We start from the raw sequence: 21,246 nt of genomic DNA on the forward strand, positions 1-21,246 counted from the left end.
CGGTGAAGGCCATCGGGATCGATGTCGGCGGAACGAGCACCGACGCCGTGCTGCTGCATAACCGCAAGGTGCGCCGTTATGTCAAGACGGCAACCACCGCCGATGTGAGCTCGGGTATCTCGTCGGCACTCGATGCGCTTCTGGGACTGGCGGGACCCGACGCAGCAGGCGTCGATGCGGTCATGCTGGGCACCACGCATTTCACCAATGCCATTGTCGAGCGGCGAGGGCTGACGCCGACCGCCGCCATTCGCATCGGCCTGCCGGCGACCGCCTTCCTCGAGCCCTTCACGGATTGGCCGCCTGATCTGACGGCAACCGTCCAGGCGCGAAACTTCATGGTGCGCGGCGGCCACGAATACGACGGGCGTTCTATTGTTCCGTTCGACGCCGCCGCAGTTGAATCAGCGGCCCGCGAGATTCGCGACGCCGGAATCCGAGCCGTGGCGATCACGTCCGTCTTCTCGCCGCTCGACGCGACGCTGGAAGAACGCGCGGGCCAAATCGTGCGCCGCGTGTGTCCCGGGGCCGGCGTCACGCTGTCGCATTGCCTGGGGCGCATCGGTCTGCTGCCGCGCGAGAACGTCACCATCCTCAATGCCAGCCTGGTCGACCTGGCCCGCGCGACGACCGCCGCGTTTGCCGACGGTCTGCGGATGGCCGGGATCGACGCGCCGGTCTATCTGACCCAGAACGACGGGACCATCGCGCGCATGGAGCGGGCGGCGGAGCTGCCAATCCTGGGCGTGGCGTGCGGGCCCACCAACAGCATGCGGGGCGCGGCGTCTCTCTCGGGCACGTCTGACGCGCTCGTCATCGACGTGGGCGGGACGACGACCGACATCGGCTATCTCCGTCACGGCCTGCCGCGTCAAGCCAACCGGGTCGTGGAGATCGGCGGCGTGCGCACGCTGTTCCAAATGCCGGATCTGCTGTCGCTGCCGCTCGGCGGCGGGTCGAAGGTGACCGCCCCGCCGCTGGCGATCGGTCCGGAGAGCGTGGGCTTCCGGCTGACCGAGCTTGGCCGCGTCTTCGGTGGGGGCGTCACCACGGGCACCGATGTGGCCGTCGCCGCCGGAGCAGCGTCGCTGGGCGATCCGCGTCTCGTGGGCGACCTGCCGGACGGTTTGGTCAGCGAGGCGATGGCGATGGTTCGCGCCATGCTGGAGGACGCCGTTGATCGCCTGAGGCCCGACGCGGAGCCCCGGCCGGTGATCGCCGTCGGCGGCGCTGCGTTCCTGGTGCCCGACGGCCTGGCCGGCGCGGGCGAAACCGTGCGCGTGCCGCACGCCGCGGTTGCCAACGCCGTGGGGGCCGCAATGGCCCAGGTCAGCGGCGAGTCCGATCGGGTCTATCGCGACGTGCCGCGCGACGCGGCCATCGCAGCGGCGACCACGGCCGCCCGAACGGACGCCATCGCGGCGGGCGCCGATCCCGACACGCTTGAGGTCGTGGAGGTCGAGGACCTGCCGCTGGCCTATCTGCCCGGCAATTCGCGCCGCGTACGGATCAAGGTCTTGGGAGAGATCGCGCTGCCGCGGCTGCGGGGCGGGCGCCGGCCGCGGCGACACGCGCCACGAGCGCCCGGCTAGGGCCCGCGGTCTCCGAAACTCGGCTGAATTCGAGGGTCGAGCGGCGCCCCAAGAGTCGTGACGCGTACCTTGCGCGTCACCGAATCTGCGTACCCCAACTGGGTTTGTACCAGGCGTACAAGAGCGCCGCCGAACGTCACCAGAACCACTTCGCCGTCGGCGTCGACGCCAAAAGAACTGAGCGGCCGGTCCAGGTCGGCAATCTCGACGAGGCGCCAGCCGGGTTCGGGGTTCCTGTCGAGAGCCCAGACTCGTCCACTACAGTAGTCGCCAAACAGGTACACGCCATTGAGCTGGTGGATCGAAGTTCCTCGATAGACGACGCCGCCAACGACGGCACAACCACCGTCGCGCCCGTAGGTGATTAGAGGCATTGTGAGACTGGGGTAAATGGAGAGATATTGACATATTTGCGCAGATTTAAGCTTGAGATCAATGTTAATATCATTTGCAAGTGAACCACGATGACGACACCAATTGCCTTCATAGTACGGCCAGCCGAGATTTGCGCCCGGGGTAGCAATTGACACCTCTTCTTGCCTATTCCACCCTACGTCGCCAATCCACAGACTGCCATCCTCCGCGTCGATTGCCATGCGCCAGGGATTCCGCAGTCCATACGCCCATATCTCCGGTCGTGCGTTCGGCGTGTCCCACTGCGGATTGTCGTCGGGAACCCGATAGGGTTGGTCGCCCGATGCTCCCCGCACGTCGATGCGGATGATCTTTCCATGCAACGAGTCCAGGCTCTGCGGACACTCAAGACACGAGCTATCGCCGAAGCCCAAGTACAACATGCCGTCGGGTCCGAACCGAATGGCGCCACCCCAATGATCTGCCGCCTGCGTCTTTCTCTGAACATCGAGGATGACGAACTCCTGCTCGCGCACGGCGATTCCATCCGCGACCGGAAAACGTGAGAGTCGGGCGAACCATCGATCATCGTCCCTGTCCAGCATCGTGTAGTAGACGTAAAGGAATGGCGACCGCTCGAAGTCCGGGTCCACGGCCACACTCAGCATTCCCATCTCGTACCGGTCGGAGTAGACAACGTCGGAGAGGTCCAACACAGGACGCCGCCCAAACTCCGACGACAGCACCGCGATTGAGCCCCGTTTATCGGCCACCGCGAGGCCGCCATACGGCCAGGGAATCACTTCGACAGGCTGGGAAAGCTCGATGTCGGGAAACGCATTCACGACGAGCAGGCGGCTATAGGGTTCAGGGAAGGAGTATGGATGGGACGACCAGCACCCGACTTGGCCGGCTTCATTGATGGCACAGGCGTCATGCCACCCGACGCTTAGGGACGAGAAGGCGCCGGGGGGACCAAACGTCTCCAGCGGTGCTCCGGTTGGTCGGGCGTCCCAGCACTCCACCTGGCCGGTCGCCAATGCGCCGCACGTGCGGCGATCACCGGCGCTGATTTGGTCAAACACGGTCGCCGGCGGGAGCCCTCCCCCGTTCTCGCTCTGGCCCTGGCAGAGCGCGGCGCCGTTCGCGCGCAGGACGCACGTGTGGGCGACCCCAACGGCCAGGGCGCGGAACGGACCGACTCGAGAATCGGCGCGTCCGTTGTCGTTCTTGCCCCAGCAGGCCAGGTCCCCGTTGTCCTTCAGGCCGCAGCTATGCTCGGCGCCGGCGCCAATCGCCGTAAACGCCACCCCGGCCGGGACGGCCGCCCGACCATCCGCCTCCCGTCCCCAACACGTTGCGCCGTCTGGGCCAATGCCACAGGCATGGTCCCAGCCGGCCGTCACCGCGGTGAACTGGCCATCGGGGGGATCGGCCTGCTGGTGACGGTTGTTGCCCCAGCACGCCAGCGTGCCTTCCGTCGTGATGCCGCAGGAGAAGCGCCAGCCCGACGCAATCGCACGGAACTTGACGCCGCTCGGGAGGTCCAATTGTCCCAGGTCATTGCTGCCCCAGCACACCGCACTGCCGTCGCTGCGCACCGCGCAGGCGTGGTTCTCGCCGGTCCCCACCTGCACAAATGCGGCCTGATTCGCCCCGAAGTCCTCAGGTTCGGCCGTGGGAGTCGTGGACGCTTCTGACGCCTGCGGCGTTGGCGTCGCGGCGGCGGTCGGTGTCGGGTCCGGCGTCGGAGAGACTTGTGGCATCGGCGTTGTGGCGGCAGGCGCTGAGTTCGGCGTGAGGCTCAGCGAGGCCACCGTCGGTGTCGGCGCGGCATTCCGCGGCAGGATTGCCCAGGGCACGGTCGACGTTGGACCCGGCACTGGGCTCGGCGAGGCCACGGAGGGCGCTCGACGAGGCGTGAACGCCCGCTGGCGAACCCCGGTGTCCAGTCTGGGATCGGGATCCAATGGCGCGGAATCGACGCAGCCGCCAAGAAGCAGGAACATCGCCCCAACTACTGAGCAGGTCCGCAAGAAACGTATCTGCTTGCGTGGCATCGTCCCGGCGACCCCCTCAGGCACCAAGCCCCCAACAGTCGGCAGCAAAAGACCTGCCCCAATGGTGTGAATAGGGTAGCGGCTCGGGCCGGCGATTGAGTTCTCCGGCGCGATGGTGGCGGGCGTTGGCTGCGACCGTGACCCGTTCCCGGACCGTCTTGAAGGAATTGATCGGGTTATGCCTCAGCCGCTGGGGGTGACCGTGGCGTCGGCGTCGGCGGGTTCGTCATCGGCCGGCGTGGGCGTAGCGTCCGACTCGGCCGGTTCACCGCCACACCCCGGGATGCCGCGAAACTCATAGCCACGCGACGAGAGCTCGGCGAGGACCGTCTCGAGCGCCGCGACGGTCTGGCTGCGGCCGCCGCCGCCGTCGTGCATGAGGACGATCGCTCCGGGCGAGGCGTGGGACAGGACGTAGGAAGCGATTTGCTCCGCGCCGGGCTGTCGCCAGTCCTGGGGATCGACATCCCACATCACCAGCGCTTTCCCCAGCTCGGCGGCAAGTGGGGCCGTGCGCGCATCGACGGCGCCGTAGGGCGGGCGCAAGCAGGCGAGCGGATCGGCCCGGTCGCCGACGACCGCCCGAATCGCCTCGTCCCCGCCGGCCACCTCGCCGAAGAACTCCTCGCGCGTGAGATTGGCGAGTGACGGATGGTTGACGGTGTGGCTGGCGATCCGGTGGCCGCCGTCAACCACCTGCTCCAACACTTCCGGGAAGCGCTGCACCTGCACGCCCAGCACGAAGAACGTAGCCACGGCGTCGTACCGCGACAGGATCTCCAGCATGGGCAGGGTGTAGCTCGCGTGAGGGCCGTCGTCGAAGGTCAGATAGACCACCGGCTGCCCGGCTGCTCCATACGAGGGACGGGCGGCGATGTCGGCGGGCGAGTCGTTGACCGGTTCGTCGTCGGCCGGTTGGTTGTCGGCCGATGCGTCATCGACCAACGCGTCGCGAGCGAGCACGAAACGGGCGTTGGAAGGTAGAGCCAGCGCTTGGACGTTGCAGTCCGGCGACGCGGCGCTCGCCGCCTCGATCGCTTGCCAGGTGACCGCGCCGACGACGCCGGTCGGCGTGAGCCCGTGGTCGGCCTGGAACCGCACCACGGCTCGACGCGTGGCCTCGTGATATTCGTCGAAATATCGACCGGGGTCATTGAATCCCGACACCCGCAGGCACGCCAGCCGTTGATGCAGGGCCTTGACGTTCCGGCCGCGATCACCGCTCCCGAGCAGGTTGCCCTCGGCAAAGAACTCGGCCGACGGGCCGGGCAACAGGGGCTCCGGACCGTCAGGCGGGCTCGGAGGTGTGCCGGGCGCCTGCGGCACACCGGCGAGAAAGTCACTGGCGGCCGCGAAGAATGGGTCGTCGGGCGCTAGCTCCGCGGCCCGCCGCATGGCCGTCCGGGCCCTGGTGAGGTCATCGGGCGAGGCGAGCGTGAGCGCGAGGGCGTGGACGGCGTGGATCTCGGCCCGGTCGGGGGCAGCTTCCAGCGCCCGCGTCGTGTGGTCCAGCATCTGGGTGGCCATGGTGGCCGGATCGCGTTCCGCCTCCGTGTCGATGATGAGCGGGCCGTCGAGCGCGAACGCCTGCGCCGGATCGTGCGCGCGCATCAGGTCGACGGCCGCGGCGTACTCGCCGGCAAACACCGTGGTCAGCAGCGGCTGCGCCACCGAGCCCGCGTGGAGCAGCCGCGCCGCGGCGGTCCGGTTGACTACCACCGAGAGCCAGCGCACCTCCGCGCTCTCCGGGACCTGCCGGGCCGCGGCGATCGCCGCCAGCGCCGCGTCCCGCCAGAGACCGGCCCGGGCCAGCGCCACAACCTCATCGACCTGGGTCACGACACCGGCGGGCACGTTGGCCACCGGGGCGCGCAGATCCACGGGAACGAGTCGGGATCCGTCCCACCAGTAGAGGATTTCGCGCTTGAGCTCAACGGCGCAGGCGTAACAGAACACGTAGGGATCCGAATCGTTGACCACGACCTCCACCAGGCCGTCGCCGTCCAGTTCCGCGACCTCGCCGGCGTCCGGACGGGCGCTCAGCCATGAGAGCTCCGTGCTGAGCGTCGCGCCGTCGAACCTGATGATGTTCAGCGTGCCGGCGTGGGCGCCGGTGCCGCCGCGGACGGTGATCCAGGCCGCCGGCGTGCCGTCGGCCAGCGCCCACCCCGTCGGCGTCATGTCGACCTGGGTTCGCTGCGGCGCCAGCTCGATCTCGAGGCGGTCGACCTCGATCCACTGGTTCTCCGCGGAGAGCCGGTACACGGCTGCGAAGTGCCAGAAGTTCACCACCTCGTCATCAGCCGTAAGCCTGGCGGGCTGCGGGCCGTCCGTGACCGCGCCCCAGAAGTCGCCCGACGCGTCGGATGGCCGCAAGGGGAACACGTGCACCGGCTGGGCATCGGCATCCGGGAATTCTTGGTGGATGCCTTCCTGGATGAACCGGCGCAGCCGCTCTGCCGTTTGGTCCTCGACAGTCGGCTGAACTGGCGCCTCGGCCGTGGGCGTCGCCTCGTCAACGCCGGCCGTCGGAATATAGAGGTGCACGGCGGTTGTGGGCTCCGGAGCCGGGCTGGGTGTCGGGGTTGCGGTCGGTGCGGGCGTTGGGTCGGGCGACGGCGTGGGCGAAATGCTCGGCGGCGCTGGGGTCTCCGTCGGCACCGCTGCGGCCGTGGCGACAGGAGTCAGCGTGGGCGATGGGCCCTGCTCGGCAGCGGCCTGCGTTAGCCGCGCTGGCGGCGTCTGGACGGCCGGCTCGGACTCGACAGGACCACACGTGCCGCCCAGGGCAAGCAGCATGAGTCCCGCCCAAGCCGCGCGCAGCCATCGCGTCCGCATGACCCACAAGCCTCTATTCTTCGCAGAAGACCATCCCCAAGCTTTCAAACTCATGGATCACTAGGTATCTGAGGGCAACCGGAATACACCCGGACAGCTGGTTGCCGGACAGATTGATTTCCTCGAGGTGGATTGAGCGCCCGAACTCCGGGGGAATCTCGCCGGTGAGCTGATTTCCGTCAAGGAATAGCAATCGCAAAAAGCCATCTTCCACGAGGTCGGGAGGTATTGGCCCTGTCAACTGATTTCCGGATGCAATAAGCTCCTTGATCCCGAAATCCCAGCCTAGACCCGTGGGAATCGATCCCGTCAGGAGATTGTTCGCCACGTTCACGACTTCCCCGACGCCCGAAAGCAATTCGCGCGGGATAGGCCCCGTCAACTGATTGCCGGAAAGATTCAAGTCCCTCAAGTACCGCGCGCCGAACATCTCGATAGGAATCGCACCACTCAGTTGGTTGTCCGACAGATCCAGATCCCTGAGCTCGAAGAGTTGACCGATTTCCGGCGGAATCTCGCCTGACAGCCGGTTGCCTTGAAGCCACAGGCCTTCAACGCTCGAAAGATGGCCAATCTCCGGTGGGATAGCTCCCGACAGTTGGTTGTTGTTCAGGAGAATCCATGACGCCGTAAGTTCACCAAATTCCGGCGGGATTGTACCCGTCAATTGATTGTTATCGAGACGTAGTGACCGAAGATTCGGAATCTGGCCAAGCTCTGGTGGGATAGGTCCATCGATTGCATTGTTACTCAGACTTATGCTGGTTACTGATGAAAGGCCGCTGAGTTCCGCGGGAATCGGTCCCGTCAGTCGATTGTCATGAGCAACGAAATACAAGAGATTCTTGAGCTGCCCAATCTCCGGCGGGATCGGCCCCTCGATCTGGTTGTTGAACAGATACAGTTCCGACATTTCACCCAGATTGCCGAGCGATGCGGGAATCGGACCGGTCAATTGATTGTCATTGACATGCAGATACCAAAGATGTCGAAAATTCCCAAACGTCTCGGGAATAGGTCCCGACAACTGGTTGCCCGATAGAAATAGCTCACGCATCAGGCTGAGTTCTCCGAGCTCCGGAGGAATCGCGCCGGTCAGCTGGTTGCCGCTTAGTGTGAGCCTGTCGAGGCCGTTGATCTGACTGAACTCTGTGGGTATCCCACCCGACAGCCGATTCCAACCGAGGTTGAGGCCCGTGAGGTTTCTCAGGTTTGCAAGCTCGGGAGGAATCGGACCGGTCAACTCATTGCCGCCGAGGTCGAGATACCGAAGACTTTGAAGTTGGGTCAGCTCCAGGGGAATCGGACCTGTCAGTGAGTTGGCCCCGAGAATGAGAACCTCCAGCTGGGTAAGCTGGCCAAGTTCTCCAGGAATTTTCCCATGGAGATTCATAGAGCTCAGTTGTAGACGCGATAGATTGATGAGGCGACCGATTTCTATTGGTATGTCACCGGTGAGGTTGTTGGAATACAGATCCAGCCTGGTGAGGTTCGTCAGCGCGCCAATCTCGGGAGGAATGACGCCGGTCAGCTTGTTCCAGCCGAGATCCAATTCCCTGAGCCCGGTCAACGTCGTCAACTCGGTTGGAAACTCGCCCGACATCTCGCGTGACCGTAAGTCGAGACCCTGGACGCGCGGCGGTGTGCCGCCAATCGCCACGCCTTCCCAGCTCGTAATCGGGCGATCGTCCGACCAGTCCAATGGCGGAGACGCGGCGAGGACGTTCCGGACGCTGAGCAATGTCTCGCAATCGCGGACCAGCCCGGGATTGTCGGCCGGATTTGCGACCGCGGCGCCGGCGGCGCAGCCGGCGATCGACACGGGCTCAGGCGTCTGACGCTTACCGATCGCGCGAAGATCGCCCTCGGCGCCATGGCGCAGGAGAATGCGCAGGTCGGACCCATCCGGCGCCATGCTGTAGAGGGCGACGCTCTCGTCACTCTTCGGGCGTGGCAGTTCGAGGTTCCCCAGGGCAATGCGGGATCCGTCCGGCGACCAGGCGGCAGTTAGCCCGTATACAAGCGTCAACGGCGAGACTCCAACGTGTGCGCCGTCCGCCGTGACTATGCAAATGTGATCGCCGCAGCTGAACAAGATCATCGACCCATCGGGCGACCAGGACAGCGTCTCCACCCAAGTGTCCTCCGGGTCAATGGGCTCGTCGTTCGACCCAAACCGATCGCCGGCGGACGGGTCGATGGTCGTGACGCGCTGCTGGCCAGAGCCGTCGGCGGCAATCGTGAACAGGGCCAATTCGTCGCCGTCCGGTTTGGCGAATGCAATCCGCGTGCTATCAGGCGACCATGCGGGTCGGCTATTGGTCGCCGTGAGAAGCCGCAGGTCCGAGCCGTCGATGGCGATGGTGAAGATCGCCGGTCCGCGCGCTTTGGTTCCTTCGAACCCGACAAACGCGATTCGCCCGCCATCGGGCGACCAAACCGGCCTTTGCCTATCTGTCGCTTCACGAGGCAGCACATGGCCCGAGACCAGGACCCTTGCCGGAGAGCCGTCCGTACCGACGGTCGCTAGCCCGTAGCCGGACTCGAAGTCCCATTGGATGTACGCCACGCTCGATCCATCCGGAGACCATGTCGGATAGTCGTCGTAGCGCTGGTTGGCCGTCAGCGCCGTTCGCTGACCGCCATCGATTTCCAGAACCCCAATCTCGTAGGCGTCGGCGTCCAACAGGTCGTAGCGTTCCTCCTGTTCGATACCCTCAAACGTCGAATAGGCAACGCGAGTAGCATCCGGCGAAACGCTGGCGGCATGGAAGACCCATTCGTAATAGTCCCTCCCAGCAATCCGCCGCATTTCGGCGCTGACATCGACCAGCGCTTCTACGCCCGAGCCGTCCGACGCGACGCGATATAGCATCGGACCAACGGCGAAGAGTATCTGCGACGGATCCGGATACCACTGAACAATGTTCTTCGGCCGCTTCCACATGGCGAGAAACGTCCGGTCATAGTCGCTCCACCTGGCTTCGATGTTTGCGTCTTCGTCGTTGTAACTCCCCGAAGTGCTGACAATGCCTTGACCAAATGGCGTCGCGGTGACCGGAATCGGTTCGGCTTCCGACGGCGCTGGCGTCTCCACGGCGATTGCTGATTCCGAGATCTCCGGCGTTTCGGTGGATATGGCATAGACGCTGCCGTCGGCAGCCCCGACATACACCGTGTTCTCAACGACGGTGAACCAGCGCCGTTCATCCCGCTCGCCCAGATCAATGGTCCAGATCAAATGGCCGTTGGCGGCGTTGTAGGCCTCGAGGCTCCCGTCGCTTGACTGGACGTAGAGGAGTCCGTTGACAACCACCGGATGGGCGAGCGTCCGGTCAACCAGATCGAAGCCCCAAACCATCTCCTCAGGCTTGTAGTTGGTCTTTGATGGATCGGTGGCGAAAAACTGCCCGCCATCCGACGCGAGATACAAGAATCCTTGAGCGAATACCGCAGGCGAATTGACGGCTCCACCTAGCTGGAACGACCAGTTTGTTTCGCCTGTCGCGACATCGTTGCCGAAGACGTGATCGCCGACCGAAACGTACACTGCCTCGCCTTCAACCAGCGCCGGCATGTCTCGGGCATCGTCGTGAAAGCTCCAGTACAGGTTCTGGTCCCAGATCTTCCGCCCGCTTTCTTCATCAAGTGCGTAGATGCTGGTGTCGGCCGTAAGCAAGATCCTCCCGTCGGCGATCACGGGGCCTCCGTCGATCACCAAGGGGGATGATCGAGAGGACGTCCGAGCAAAAAAGCTCCATACCACCTCACCGGTCGACGCGCTCAGCGCTTGCAGGTCGCCCGCGATGCTCGTGAAATAGAGTTGCGAGCCGGCCACCGTCGGCGCGGTCTGCGGATCGAACGCGATGGGTGGTTCGGCAACCCAGCGCCGTTCTCCCGATTTCGCGTCAAGGGCATGAAGCTGGTGCGCCCCGCGATCTCGCGCGCTGAGAAAGACCATTCCGTCGCTGACCGCAGGTTGGTATTGCACCAAGTCACCCGTATCGAGTTTCCAGAGCAGCTCGCCGCTCGCGGCATCCAACGCGTACAAGTGATGGTCGTCGGATCCGACGTACACCACCCCGTCGGAGACGGTGGGCGAGGACCTCACCGCGTCGGCCGTGGCGAAGCTCCACAGCAACGCCCCGCTCGAAGCATCGAGCGCGTAGACCTGATGGTCGTCCGACCCGGCGAATACGACGCCATCGCTGACGGTGGGAGCCGCAACGACTGGGCCGCCAGCGGAAAACTGCCAAACCGGCGACGGGGTTTGCCAGCCCGGGCCGTCGTCGTCATCGGCCGCCGGAAGCAGATCTTCCACGCAGGCCCCGTAGCCCGCGGCGAATTCTCGGAAAGCCGGAGCGCTGGCCAGGCTCTCACCCGGGAGAAGAGCAATCCTGAACTCTGAGTCGAGGAGATATGACCGCACGCACTCGTGGTGTTCGGGAGTCATGCCGCCGACCTCTCGCGCAAGTGCCGCCAGTGAAATGGCCGTGGCCGTCGGCGTCACCAGGCAGCTCTGGGCGCCCCTCTCCAATTCAGGGGTGGGACGAAACGGCTTGCCCAATACCAGCTCCATGAGCGGCTCGCCAACTTCAGTTCGCACGCATGAGCTTTCGGGGCCGCTACCCCAAGTAATCCAACGGTCGACCGGGTGTGCGTCCTCACCTGAAATGATGACGTCGGGAATACAGCTCCGCAGCCCATCGATCAGTGTCTGAATGGCCGTAGCACGGTCCGGATCGGACCTTGGCAACATCCCGCCGGCGATTTCGCTATCGCTAAACAAATCGCGCACGCAGCGCTCATCGTCCCTGAATACCCCGCCGGACTCCGTCGGCAGCAATTCGAAGAACAACCTGGCGACCGTGCCCTCTTCCAGACAGCGAAAGACGTCCTCTTGCCACTGTTGCGACTCCGCCTGGGCCGTCCTGCCCAAGAGCAGGGCAAGCACCGCTTCGCTCAACCTGGAATGAATGCACAGATCCTCTGGCTTGCTGAGCCCAGGTCCTCCACGACTAAGGGTGTCCCGAAGCGGCTGGATGTTGCACGCAAGGAGACCGCGGAGTATCTCCCGCGAGGCGGCCACGCTCTCCGAATCGGCGTCGGGGAGAATCCCGGTCACGTAGTCCGCAAGGTCATATGGGACCACGAATTCCTCAGCGCAGCTCATGCTGTTCTCGGTGATTTGATACCAACCTTCACCCACCCAAAAGATGAGCAAGCGAAGCGCATTCGCCTGGTCGAGACACCGAAAGAAGTCCACGTGCACCGGCGCTGGGGGCGCAAAGAATGTGAGCAGGGGACTTCCGAGAAGCGACGACAATCGCGTCACCCCGACCTCGCGTCGGACACATTCCTGCTCGGCTGTCGAAATCGTTTCAAAGACGTCTCGCCAGGTGGCTCGCACAAACTCGCCAAAGCTCCCATCGCGTGAGCGGGGTCCGGGCTGCAGATCGAGGACGATTCCCGTTGGTTCGGATGTCGGCGTGGCCGTGGGGGTGGGCGTGGCTTGCGGCGTCGCGCCGCCGGTTGCCTCCGGGGCCGAGACCGGCGCCGGGCTCGGCTCGGCTGCCGCACGCGCGGTAGACGGCGGCGAAACGGCAGGCTTGGACCCAACGGAACCGAACGTGGCGGCCATGGCAAGGACCACGAGGCCCGCAAGAGCCGCCCGCCGCCGCCATGCTCGCATTTGCTCGCGCCCACCGGAGCCTGCGCCTAGCAGGCCGCGCATTCTAGTGGAGCGTGCGGAGATGACCGGTCCCGCTCGGATCGCCGGCGCCCGACATGACGAAGCAAGACCCGCCTACCGCCGGTCTCGAACCACGATTGCTCCAGACTACCTACGCCAGAGATTGACTCATGTCACATGAGTCAAATAGACTTTCACTATGTCCAAACGACTGCAGGTCCTCTTGGACGAGGAAGAGTACCGAGAGATTCAGCGCGTCGCCCGGCGGCAACGCGTGACCGTTGCGGAATGGGTCCGTCAGGCGCTGCGCCAAGCCCGCAGCGACGATGCTGGAACGATTGACGCCAAGCTGCGGGCAATTGCCAAGGCGTCACGGCACAGCTTCCCAACGGCTGACATCGAGGACATGCTCGAAGAGATCGAGGCCGGATACCAGCAGCCGTGATCTTCGTCGATTCCAATGTGCCGATGTACTTGGTGGGTGCATCGCATCCGAACAAGGATCGCGCGGTGGCGGTCCTCACGCAGCTCGTCGCAGACGGGGAGCGATTCGTCACCGACGTCGAGGTCTACCAAGAGATCCTGCATCGCTACACGGCAACGCAGCGCCTACAGGCCATAGACGCGGCCTTCGAGAGTCTGGATGCCCTTGTCGACGACATCTTGACCTTTGGCATGTCGGAAATCCGCGCTGCACGAGCGCTCATCAGCTCCATCGACGGCCTCTCGGCACGGGACGCCATCCACGTGGCCGTCATGCACGAGGCCGAAATCAGCCGCATTCTGAGCTTCGATCGCGGCCTTGACGCCTGTCCCGGGATTGAACGCCTCGCGTGACAACCAAGCCCGCCAATCCGCCGGCCGATCCGCGGCAGCCGAACGCCGGCCCGGAATCCACCCACCAGGCGGACCCGGAGCCGCTCCCTCGCCGGCATATCGTCTTGACCATGGGCGGGCTCATGCTCGCCATGTTTCTGGCGTCGCTGGACCAGACGATCGTCAGCACGGCCATGCCGCGCATCGTCGCCGACCTGGGCGGCTTCGACCGGTTTACCTGGGTCACCACGGCCTATCTGGTCGCATCCACCACCGTGGTGCCCATCGCCGGGCGGTTGTCGGATCTCTACGGGCGCAAGGCGTTCTTCCTCGGCGGCATCTGCATCTTCCTGGTTGGGTCGGTGCTGGCCGGCCTGAGCCAGTCGATGAACCAGCTCATCGCCTTCCGCGCCATCCAGGGCATCGGCGGCGGCAACATCATGGCCATGTCCCTGATCACCGTGGGCGATCTCTTCTCGCCCGCGGAGCGCGGCAAGTACCAAGGCGTCGTGGCCGGAGTCTTCGGCATCTCGTCGGTGATCGGCCCCACCCTGGGCGGCTTCATCACCGACAGCCTGTCGTGGAACTGGGTCTTCTACGTCAACATGCCCCTGGGCCTGCCGGTGGTTGCCCTGTTCATTCGCTTCTTCCCCAACATCCGGCCGGCGGGACGGATGCATCGGCTGGACTACGCCGGCATGGCGCTCTTGGTCCTGATCGTGGTGCCGCTGCTCATCGGCCTGTCGTTGGGCGGCGTTCAGTACGAATGGTTCTCGCTCCAGGTCATCGGCGTCCTCGCCTTCGCCGCCGTGATGACCCTGGTCTTCGTGGTGGTGGAGCGGCGGGCGAGCGACCCCATCATGCCGCTGAGCATCTACTCCAACCGCGCCGTGAGCGTCTCACTCGTCGCGGTATTCCTGACCGGATTCGGCATGTTCGGGTCCATCATCTTCATTCCGCTGTTCTTCCAGGGCGTGTTGGGGGCGTCGGCGACCAGCAGCGGCTCGTTCCTCACGCCGATGATGCTGGGCATGGTGGTGGCCGCCGGGCTTTCCGGCCAGGCCCTCTCACGCCTGGGCGGGCACTACCGAATGCAAGGCCTGGTAGGCATCGTCGTCATGGGAGTTGGCATTGCGCTCATCTCCCGCATGACCGCCGATACGTCGTTCGGACAGGCGGTGGCGAGCATTGTCATCACGGGCATCGGGCTCGGCATCACCTTCCCCAGCTTCACCATCGCGGTGCAGAACGCCATCCCGCCCAATCAGCTCGGCGCCGCAACTGCGGCGACGCAGTTCTATCGCTCCGTGGGCGGCGCCTTGGGCCTGGCGGTGCTCGGGTCATACATGGCCAACCGCTTCGCGACGGGGCTCGACGACGCGCTGCCACCGCCGATTCGGCAGGCGCTGCCCGAGGGCCAGCTCGCCGAGATGTCCAACAATCCGCAGGCGCTGGTGAATCCCGAGGCCCTGGATCAGCTCCAGACCGCGTTCGCCGACCGCGGGCCGCAGGGCGCCGCGATGCTAGAGCAGCTGCTCACGGCCCTGCGCGAGACGCTGGCGTCGGCCATCGGCGACGTATTCCTGGTGGTGACCGTGGCGCTGGCCGTCGCATTCGTGGTGACGATCTTTCTCAAGGAAGTCCCATTGCGCACGCGCAGGCCGGGAGTGCGACCTGACTGAACTGCGCCGAGGGTCGAACGGCCGCGCATCGGTGCGGGCGGTGGTCTTCGATCTCTTCAACACGCTTACCGCGCCGGTCGATCGCGGGGCGTTCCACACCTCGGCCAAGGAGATGGCCCGAGCCGTCGGCGTGGACCCAGATGCTTTCAGCAGAGGCTGGTCCGACACATGGCGGGAGCGATTCAGCCGCGACTATCCAACAGCTGAAGCCGACGTGCGGAGCGTATGCCACATGATCGGGGAACAAGTCGATGCGGAGGGGATTCGAAAGGCATCGGGGATCCGCGCCGAGTTCGCGCGACGCACTCTTCAGCCGCGGCCGGACGCCGTCGCCACGCTTGGCAAGATCCGTGCGCTCCGTCTTCGCACGGCGCTGATCAGCGACTGCTCGCCCCCCGTCCCCGCCCTTTGGCCTGCGACGCCGTTGGCCCAGCTGGTTGAGGAACCCTTGTTCTCCTGTACGGAGGGGTTGATCAAGCCCAATCCCGCTCTTTATCTGCGGGCATGCGAGCGACTCGGGGTGGACCCGGCGGCCTGCGTGTACGTGGGCGATGGCGGCAATGGTGAACTCAGCGGCGCCGAGCGCGTGGGCATGCGCGCGATTTTGATCAGGACGCCCGCGAGTTCCGCTGCCTATGATTCGGAACGCACCTCGTGGCCTGGCGAAGCGAATGACGCCCTCAGCGAGATACCGGGTCTGATCACTGGAGAAGGAGCCGCCGCTGCCGATTGACGCCGAGCGGCGTTCGCGGCGGCCGGGGCACAGCATGACCAACCAGCGCCACGACCCGAGCGGCAGCGCACCGGTGGCGGCGGTGGTGTTCGACCTCTTCAACACGCTCACACCGCCGGTCGACGACGCGGCGTTCAGGGCGTGCCGCATCGAGATGGCACGAGCCGTCGGCGTGGACCCCGACGCCTTCTCGCAGGCATGGTCCAAGGCTTGGCGAGAGCGCTATGACGGCACGTTTCCGACCATCCAGGCGTGCGTGCGCGGCGTGTGCGCCGCGCTGGGAGCGCAACCCGACGCGGCGGCCGTTGAAGAGGCGTCCCGGATTCGCGTCCAGTGCACGCGGCGCATCCTGCGGCCGCGGCCGGACGCGCTTGCCGCGCTGGCTCAGGTGCGCGCGCTGGGTCTGCAAACAGCGCTCATCAGCAACTGCATTCCGGAGATTCCCCTCCTTTGGTCCACGACGCCCTACGCCGAGGCGATCGACGAACCACTGTTTTCCTGCGTTGAGCGGCTCACCAAGCCCGATCCCGCCATCTACTTGCGCGCCTGCGAGCGCCTGAGGGTTGATCCATCGGACTGCATGTACGTCGGCGATGGCGCGCAGGGTGAGCTCACCGGCGCTCAGCGAGTTGGGATGCGCACCATCCTCATCACGACGCCGGGAAGGCCGGCGGAGAAGTACTCGGAACAAGAGTCGTGGCGGGGCGAGTCGATCGACGCGCTCGGCGAGCTTCCCGGTCTCACGACCGGCACCGCCGCGACCGATTGACCGCCGCCGTCGTGTAGGGGCGTCCCGCATGGGCGCCCGTGTCCGGTGGCCCGCGCTGCGTGCAGCGTGGGATCGGCCTTGGACGAACCTCCATGCTGCCCGCAGCATGGGCCATCGGATCTGATGATCGATTGACGCCGGGCGTCGGACGCGGTTGGCTGTAAGCAGGATGCAGCAGCCACCGGCACACCTGATCGAAACGCGGGGACTCACCAAGCACTTCGAGCCGCGCGTACCCCGCAGCCGTCCGTGGGAGATCGTGCGGCGCCGTCGAGCGTCCCAAGCATCCGCCGAGCCGATCATGGCCGTGCGCGAACTGAACCTGTGCATCCCGGCGGGCGAGTGCTACGGCCTGCTGGGCCCGAACGGTGCCGGCAAGACGACGACGGTGAAGATGATCTCCACCCTGCTAGAGCCCACCGCCGGCGCCGCGCTGGTCTGCGGCTATGACACCGTGCAAGAGGGCGCGGACGTGCGCGGCAGCATCGGCGTCATGTTCGCCGGCGAGCGCGGGCTCTACTGGCGGCTGACAGGACGCGAAAACCTGGAGCTGTTCGGGCGCATGGAGTACATGACCGGGTCGGCCATCCGCGAGCGCACGGAGCGCCTGCTGGACCACCTGGGTCTGGCGGACCGCGCCGATCAACTCGTTGAGACCTACAGCACGGGCATGAAGCAACGCCTCAACCTGGCCCGCACGCTGCTCCACGACCCGCCGGTGCTCATGCTCGACGAGCCCACCGCGGCGCTGGACCCGGCCGCCGCGCGCGGGACGCGCCGGCTGATTCGCGAGCTGAGCCGGGAGGGCAAAGCCGTCCTGCTCACCACGCACAGCATGCACGAGGCGGAAGAGATCTGTGACCGCGTCGGCATCATCCACCGCGGCGTGCTGGTGGCGGAGGGCGCCCCGCGAGAGCTGATCCGCGAAGCCGGCCTGGAGCCGCGACTCGAGCTGCGCCTCGGCGGCGACCTCCAGGCCGCCCGGACGGCCCTGGGCAACCAGGCGCTGTGGTGGGGCGACGCGGCGGACGATGGATCAATCGAGGCCGCGGTGCGGGCCGCCGACGGCTGGCGCACGGCCCATGCCCTCGACGAGCGGCTGCGCCGGGATGGCGTGACCATCGAGGACGCCCGCTTGCGCGACGCCACGCTCGAGGACGCCTTCATCAAGCTCACCGGCGTGCGCCTGGAAGGCCCGTTCGAACGTGTCTGAAATCTGGCGCCGGGCGCCGGCTCACGTGGCGGCGTTCGTCGCGGTCGCCGCCAAGGCCTCGCGCATACAGCGGCGCGAGGGATGGTTCTGGCAGATTGGCGTCGTCGCGGCGTTGACAACGGCGTTGCCCGTAGTGCTCAACGCTCGCGCGCTGGCCGGACCGGACGAGGCGCAGGCCGCGACCTTCGCGGCCGCGGCGGGCACCGACAACTACCTCGCGTTCGCCACCATCGGCACCGTCGTCATGGTCTGGATCGCGACGACCATGCAATCGGTCGCGATCGGGCTCTCCAGCGAGCGACACATGGGCACGCTCGGGATCGCCTGGACCTCGCTCACCCCGCGAACGCTCATCCTGGCCGCGGATGCCGCGGGTCGCGCGCTGGCGCAAATCGCCTTTGCCTTGGTGATGTTCGCGGCCGTGTGGCTGCTGTTTCGCTTCGAGTTGCGCCTCGTCCCGCCGGCGCTGGTGTTGGTGCTGGTCACTGCCGTCACGGCCAGCATTGCGGTCGGCGTATTGATGGCCGGATTCGTCATGCGGTATCGGGAAGCCGCGATACTGTTCGGCACGTTCACCGTTGCGTCGGGAGTATTCGCCGGCATCGCGTACCCGACCACCGTGCTCCCGGAGTGGGCGCAGGTCGTGGGACACGCGCTGCCGCTCACCTGGATTGCCCGCGGACTGCGGGCCGCGCTGGTCTTCGGCGACGCACCGGAGGCGTATCTGGCGGCGGCCGTGTTGCTGGGCATGACCCTCGTCCTGAGCGTCGTCGGCTGGCGCCTCTTCGCGAAATTCGACCGCGCCACGCGCCGCCGCGGCTTGCTGGAGGCGTTTTGAGGCACCCGATGACGGCCGAACTTCGTCCCGCGCTGCTGGCGGTGTGGGCGTCGTTCCTATGCCGATGGCAGGAAGTCGGACGCGCCAAGGTCCGCTTGCTGTCCCTCTTGATCAACGTGGCGACACTCCTTATCCCCCTGCTGTTGGCGCAACTGGCGTTCGGCAGCGAGGGATTCGCGGCCAGCGGCGGCGGGGAGCACGTCGTCGCGTTCGTCGCCGTCGGGTGGCTCGCGCTGCATGTCGCCCAAAGTGCAGCCACGGGGACCCAGAGCTATCTCCGCTCGGGGAATGAAACCGGCGTGCTGCCGCACCTCTGCACCACGCGAGTCGCGCGATGGGTGCCGATTGCCGGGGTGACGCTGTTTGAGCTGGCGACCATGCTGATTCTGGCGCTCGCCATCCTGGTCGTCGTGTTGCTGGTCGCCGGCGGGTTTCCGGCAGTGAGCCTTCTTAGCATCCCCGTGATTCTGCTAAGCCTGGTCGGATTCGCCGGCATGGGGCTGGCCTGGGGCAGCGTGGCGCTGGTGGTCCGGCAGTGGCAGGTCCCGCGACTCTTCGACAGCATCGCCTTTCTGCTCGCGGGAGCAGCCTTTCCGATCGCCGTCCTGCCGGCCGAGGTCAGGTGGATCAGCTACGGCCTGCCCCACACCTACGCCCTGGACGCCATCCGCCACACGCTGCTGGGCACGCCCACGCTGATCCCCATCTGGGCCGAGTTGATCATCCTGTCGCTGACCGCTGTCGTCGCCGGCATCGGCGGCGTCGCCGTCTTCAACCGCCTCGACCGCTACGCCACCCGCCACGGCCTGGTGGGGCTGTACACCTAGGTCCCGCGCCCATCGATCAGCGCCGGCAGGCACGCAATCCGCGTCGACGAGCGGATCCGACTCCCTCTCCCGCGGGGAGAAGGTTGGGGTGAAGGGTTCCCCGCCGTCATTCCGGCGTCCGACTCCCTCTCCCGCGGGGAGAGGGTTGGGGTGAGGGGTTCCCCGCCGTCATTCCGGCGTCCGACTCCCTCTCCCGCGGGGAGAGGGTTGGGGTGAGGGGTTCCCCGCCGTCATTCCGGCGTCCGACTCCCTCTCCCGCGGGGAGAGGGTTGGGGTGAGGGGTTCCCCGCCGTCATTCCGGCGTCCGACTCCCTCCCCCGCGGGGAGAGGGTTGGGGTGAGGGGTTCCCCGCCGTCATTCCGGCGAAGAGCCTGCCCCGTACTTGATACGGGGCCGGAATCCAGTCCGGTCGACTCGGGAGGCGCGCCGGATGCTTGGCCTCGGGCGGGTCTGAGACCCGACCCTACCGGACTCTGCAAAGGTTTCTGGACGGGAAAGGGCGAGAGCCTGCCCGGACTCGATCCGGGGGTGAGGGCCCGGTGGCCCACGCTGCGGGCAGCGTGGGAGCGCCGCCAGCACGAGCGACGTCGCACGTGCAACGGCCGATGCCGCATGGCCCGGTGCCCTACGCTACGGACGCTGCAGAAACCGTCGAGCGCAAGCACAACAGCCTTGGGAAACGTCGCGATCGTCGAGGGCATCGAGGCCGAATTCGTCGGCGACGCCCTGCGGGTGGCCTACGACGCGTTCGCCAAAAAGTTCCGCCTGGGCTTCCGCGACGCCGACGACCTGATCCGCCTCTTTCGCGACTCGGTCGACACGACCAGCTGCTTTTCGGCCACGGTGGATGGACGCTTCGCCGGCATCCTGACCTTCAGGTCGGGCAGCCGGGAGTTCTATAACCTCAGCCTGGCCGCCCTGTTCTCACGCTTCACGCCTGTCCGAGCCCTACGCATGCTGGGCAACTTGCTGCTGCTGACCGAGGGCGTCGCGCCCGACGAGTTCATCGTCGAGTCGCTCACCGTCGATCCGTCGTCCCGGGGACTGGGTCTCGGCACCGCGCTGATGCAAGCCGCCGAAGCCAAGGCTCGCGCCATGGACAAGCGCACCATGTCGCTGGGCGTCATCACCGAAAACGACGGCGCCATCCGCCTCTACCAGCGGCTCGGCTACACCACCACCAAAACCTGGGACGGCTACCTCGTGCGCCTGGTCTCGGGATCAACCGCCGTCCACCGGATGGAGAAGCCCTTGGGGGTCGAGTGACAGCACATCCCACGCGGCCGCGGAGCGCGAGCCGGCGGCGCCGTGAAGGGGCGGCCCTTGTGCCCGCCCGCATCCCCCTCGGAGGAAATAGACTTCTACCTGCTGTATCGGACCTGGATTCCGGCCTCCGCCGGAATGACGGCGGGGGCAGCCTACGCGGCTCCACCTGAAACGTCAGCCGCCGAGCTTGTATTTCGGAGTCGAAGTTAAAGCCCGAACATGCCAAAAAACTCCCGGCTCCCAGGTTTAGCGGCCGCTGGGGCTCGCGCATTCCGCGCGGCTTCAGCCCCGAAAATGACGGTTGCGAGTCCGGCTTGAGCAAGTAAACGCCACGCTTGGTTCATGACGGCGCGGAGCCCCTCACCCCGGCCCTCTCCCCACGGGAGAGGGAGTTGGACGCCGGAATGGCGGCGGGGAACCCCTCACCCCAGCCCTCTCCTCATGGGAGCGGGCATCGGACGCCGGAATGACGGAGAGGGGCGCGGCGGCACAGCAGGAGACGACGCGTCCGTGTAGCAACGGTGTTGGACCGTCAAGGGTTAGCGCATGGTCGGGTCCCACATGGC

At 66.1% G+C, this 21,246-nt stretch carries 13 protein-coding genes; 10 read left to right on the forward strand and 3 right to left on the reverse strand.

All coding sequences use genetic code 11. The features are described 5' to 3' along the window. The first annotated feature begins 2 nt into the window (after positions 1-2). Positions 3-1,592 (forward strand): hydantoinase/oxoprolinase family protein, encoded by a 1,590-nt coding sequence (locus OXG33_05165; GenBank protein ID MCY4113318.1) that lies wholly within the window; start codon positions 3-5, stop codon positions 1,590-1,592. Here the strand turns inward: OXG33_05165 and OXG33_05170 are convergent. From OXG33_05170 to OXG33_05180, 3 genes are all read right to left on the reverse strand, one after another. Further along, entirely contained in the window at positions 1,589-3,712 is a 2,124-nt protein-coding gene (locus OXG33_05170) for a PQQ-dependent sugar dehydrogenase (GenBank protein MCY4113319.1), read from the reverse strand. The genes OXG33_05165 and OXG33_05170 overlap by 4 nt on opposite strands. Before the next feature lie 477 nt (positions 3,713-4,189). Next, on the reverse strand, positions 4,190-6,844 hold the full coding sequence (locus OXG33_05175) for a polysaccharide deacetylase family protein (GenBank protein ID MCY4113320.1): 2,655 nt from the start codon (positions 6,842-6,844) through the stop codon (positions 4,190-4,192). A 13-nt stretch (positions 6,845-6,857) separates the two neighbouring features. Beyond that, positions 6,858-12,068 carry a PQQ-binding-like beta-propeller repeat protein gene (locus OXG33_05180; GenBank protein ID MCY4113321.1) on the reverse strand — a complete coding sequence of 1,737 codons (5,211 nt, stop codon included), beginning with the start codon at positions 12,066-12,068 and terminating at the stop codon, positions 6,858-6,860. Between the two features lie 667 nt (positions 12,069-12,735). Here OXG33_05180 and OXG33_05185 point away from each other — a divergent pair. The 9 genes from OXG33_05185 to OXG33_05225 all read left to right on the forward strand — a co-directional run bounded on the left by OXG33_05185 (position 12,736) and on the right by OXG33_05225 (position 20,680). Further along, positions 12,736-12,981, forward strand: coding sequence for a ribbon-helix-helix protein, CopG family (locus OXG33_05185; protein MCY4113322.1), 246 nt, complete (start codon positions 12,736-12,738; stop codon positions 12,979-12,981). Beyond that, positions 12,978-13,373, forward strand: coding sequence for a type II toxin-antitoxin system VapC family toxin (locus OXG33_05190; protein MCY4113323.1), 396 nt, complete (start codon positions 12,978-12,980; stop codon positions 13,371-13,373). Before OXG33_05185 ends, OXG33_05190 begins: the two co-directional genes overlap by 4 nt. Further along, positions 13,370-15,034 carry an MDR family MFS transporter gene (locus OXG33_05195; protein MCY4113324.1) on the forward strand — a complete coding sequence of 555 codons (1,665 nt, stop codon included), beginning with the start codon at positions 13,370-13,372 and terminating at the stop codon, positions 15,032-15,034. The genes OXG33_05190 and OXG33_05195 overlap by 4 nt, the downstream gene beginning before the upstream one ends. 40 nt (positions 15,035-15,074) lie before the next feature. Beyond that, the gene (locus OXG33_05200; GenBank protein ID MCY4113325.1) at positions 15,075-15,767 is read left to right on the forward strand and encodes an HAD family hydrolase; all 693 of its coding nucleotides are present in this window, start codon (positions 15,075-15,077) and stop codon (positions 15,765-15,767) included. Between the two features lie 34 nt (positions 15,768-15,801). Continuing rightward, positions 15,802-16,536, forward strand: coding sequence for an HAD-IA family hydrolase (locus OXG33_05205; GenBank protein ID MCY4113326.1), 735 nt, complete (start codon positions 15,802-15,804; stop codon positions 16,534-16,536). A 169-nt stretch (positions 16,537-16,705) separates the two neighbouring features. Then, positions 16,706-17,749 carry an ABC transporter ATP-binding protein gene (locus OXG33_05210; GenBank protein ID MCY4113327.1) on the forward strand — a complete coding sequence of 348 codons (1,044 nt, stop codon included), beginning with the start codon at positions 16,706-16,708 and terminating at the stop codon, positions 17,747-17,749. After that, positions 17,742-18,587, forward strand: a complete 846-nt coding sequence (locus tag OXG33_05215; protein ID MCY4113328.1) for an ABC transporter permease — start codon at positions 17,742-17,744, stop codon at positions 18,585-18,587. The genes OXG33_05210 and OXG33_05215 overlap by 8 nt, the downstream gene beginning before the upstream one ends. A gap of 8 nt (positions 18,588-18,595) precedes the next feature. Next, entirely contained in the window at positions 18,596-19,414 is an 819-nt protein-coding gene (locus OXG33_05220) for an ABC transporter permease (protein ID MCY4113329.1), read from the forward strand. 672 nt (positions 19,415-20,086) lie between these two features. After that, positions 20,087-20,680, forward strand: coding sequence for a GNAT family N-acetyltransferase (locus tag OXG33_05225; GenBank protein MCY4113330.1), 594 nt, complete (start codon positions 20,087-20,089; stop codon positions 20,678-20,680). Positions 20,681-21,246 lie beyond the last annotated feature (566 nt).

This window comes from Chloroflexota bacterium (assembly GCA_026708035.1).
GTDB lineage: Bacteria > Chloroflexota > UBA11872 > UBA11872 > UBA11872 > JAJECS01.

Excerpts from the sequence above, each read along its gene's own strand:
- OXG33_05170 (MCY4113319.1), bottom strand. The coding sequence starts at position 3,712 with ATGCCACAAGTCTCTCCGACGCCGGACCCGACACCGACCGCCGCCGCG.
- OXG33_05175 (MCY4113320.1), bottom strand. The coding sequence starts at position 6,844 with ATGCGGACGCGATGGCTGCGCGCGGCTTGGGCGGGACTCATGCTGCTT.
- OXG33_05185 (MCY4113322.1), top strand. The coding sequence starts at position 12,736 with ATGTCCAAACGACTGCAGGTCCTCTTGGACGAGGAAGAGTACCGAGAG.
- OXG33_05205 (MCY4113326.1), top strand. The coding sequence starts at position 15,802 with ATGACCAACCAGCGCCACGACCCGAGCGGCAGCGCACCGGTGGCGGCG.
- OXG33_05210 (MCY4113327.1), top strand. The coding sequence starts at position 16,706 with ATGCAGCAGCCACCGGCACACCTGATCGAAACGCGGGGACTCACCAAG.
- OXG33_05220 (MCY4113329.1), top strand. The coding sequence starts at position 18,596 with ATGACGGCCGAACTTCGTCCCGCGCTGCTGGCGGTGTGGGCGTCGTTC.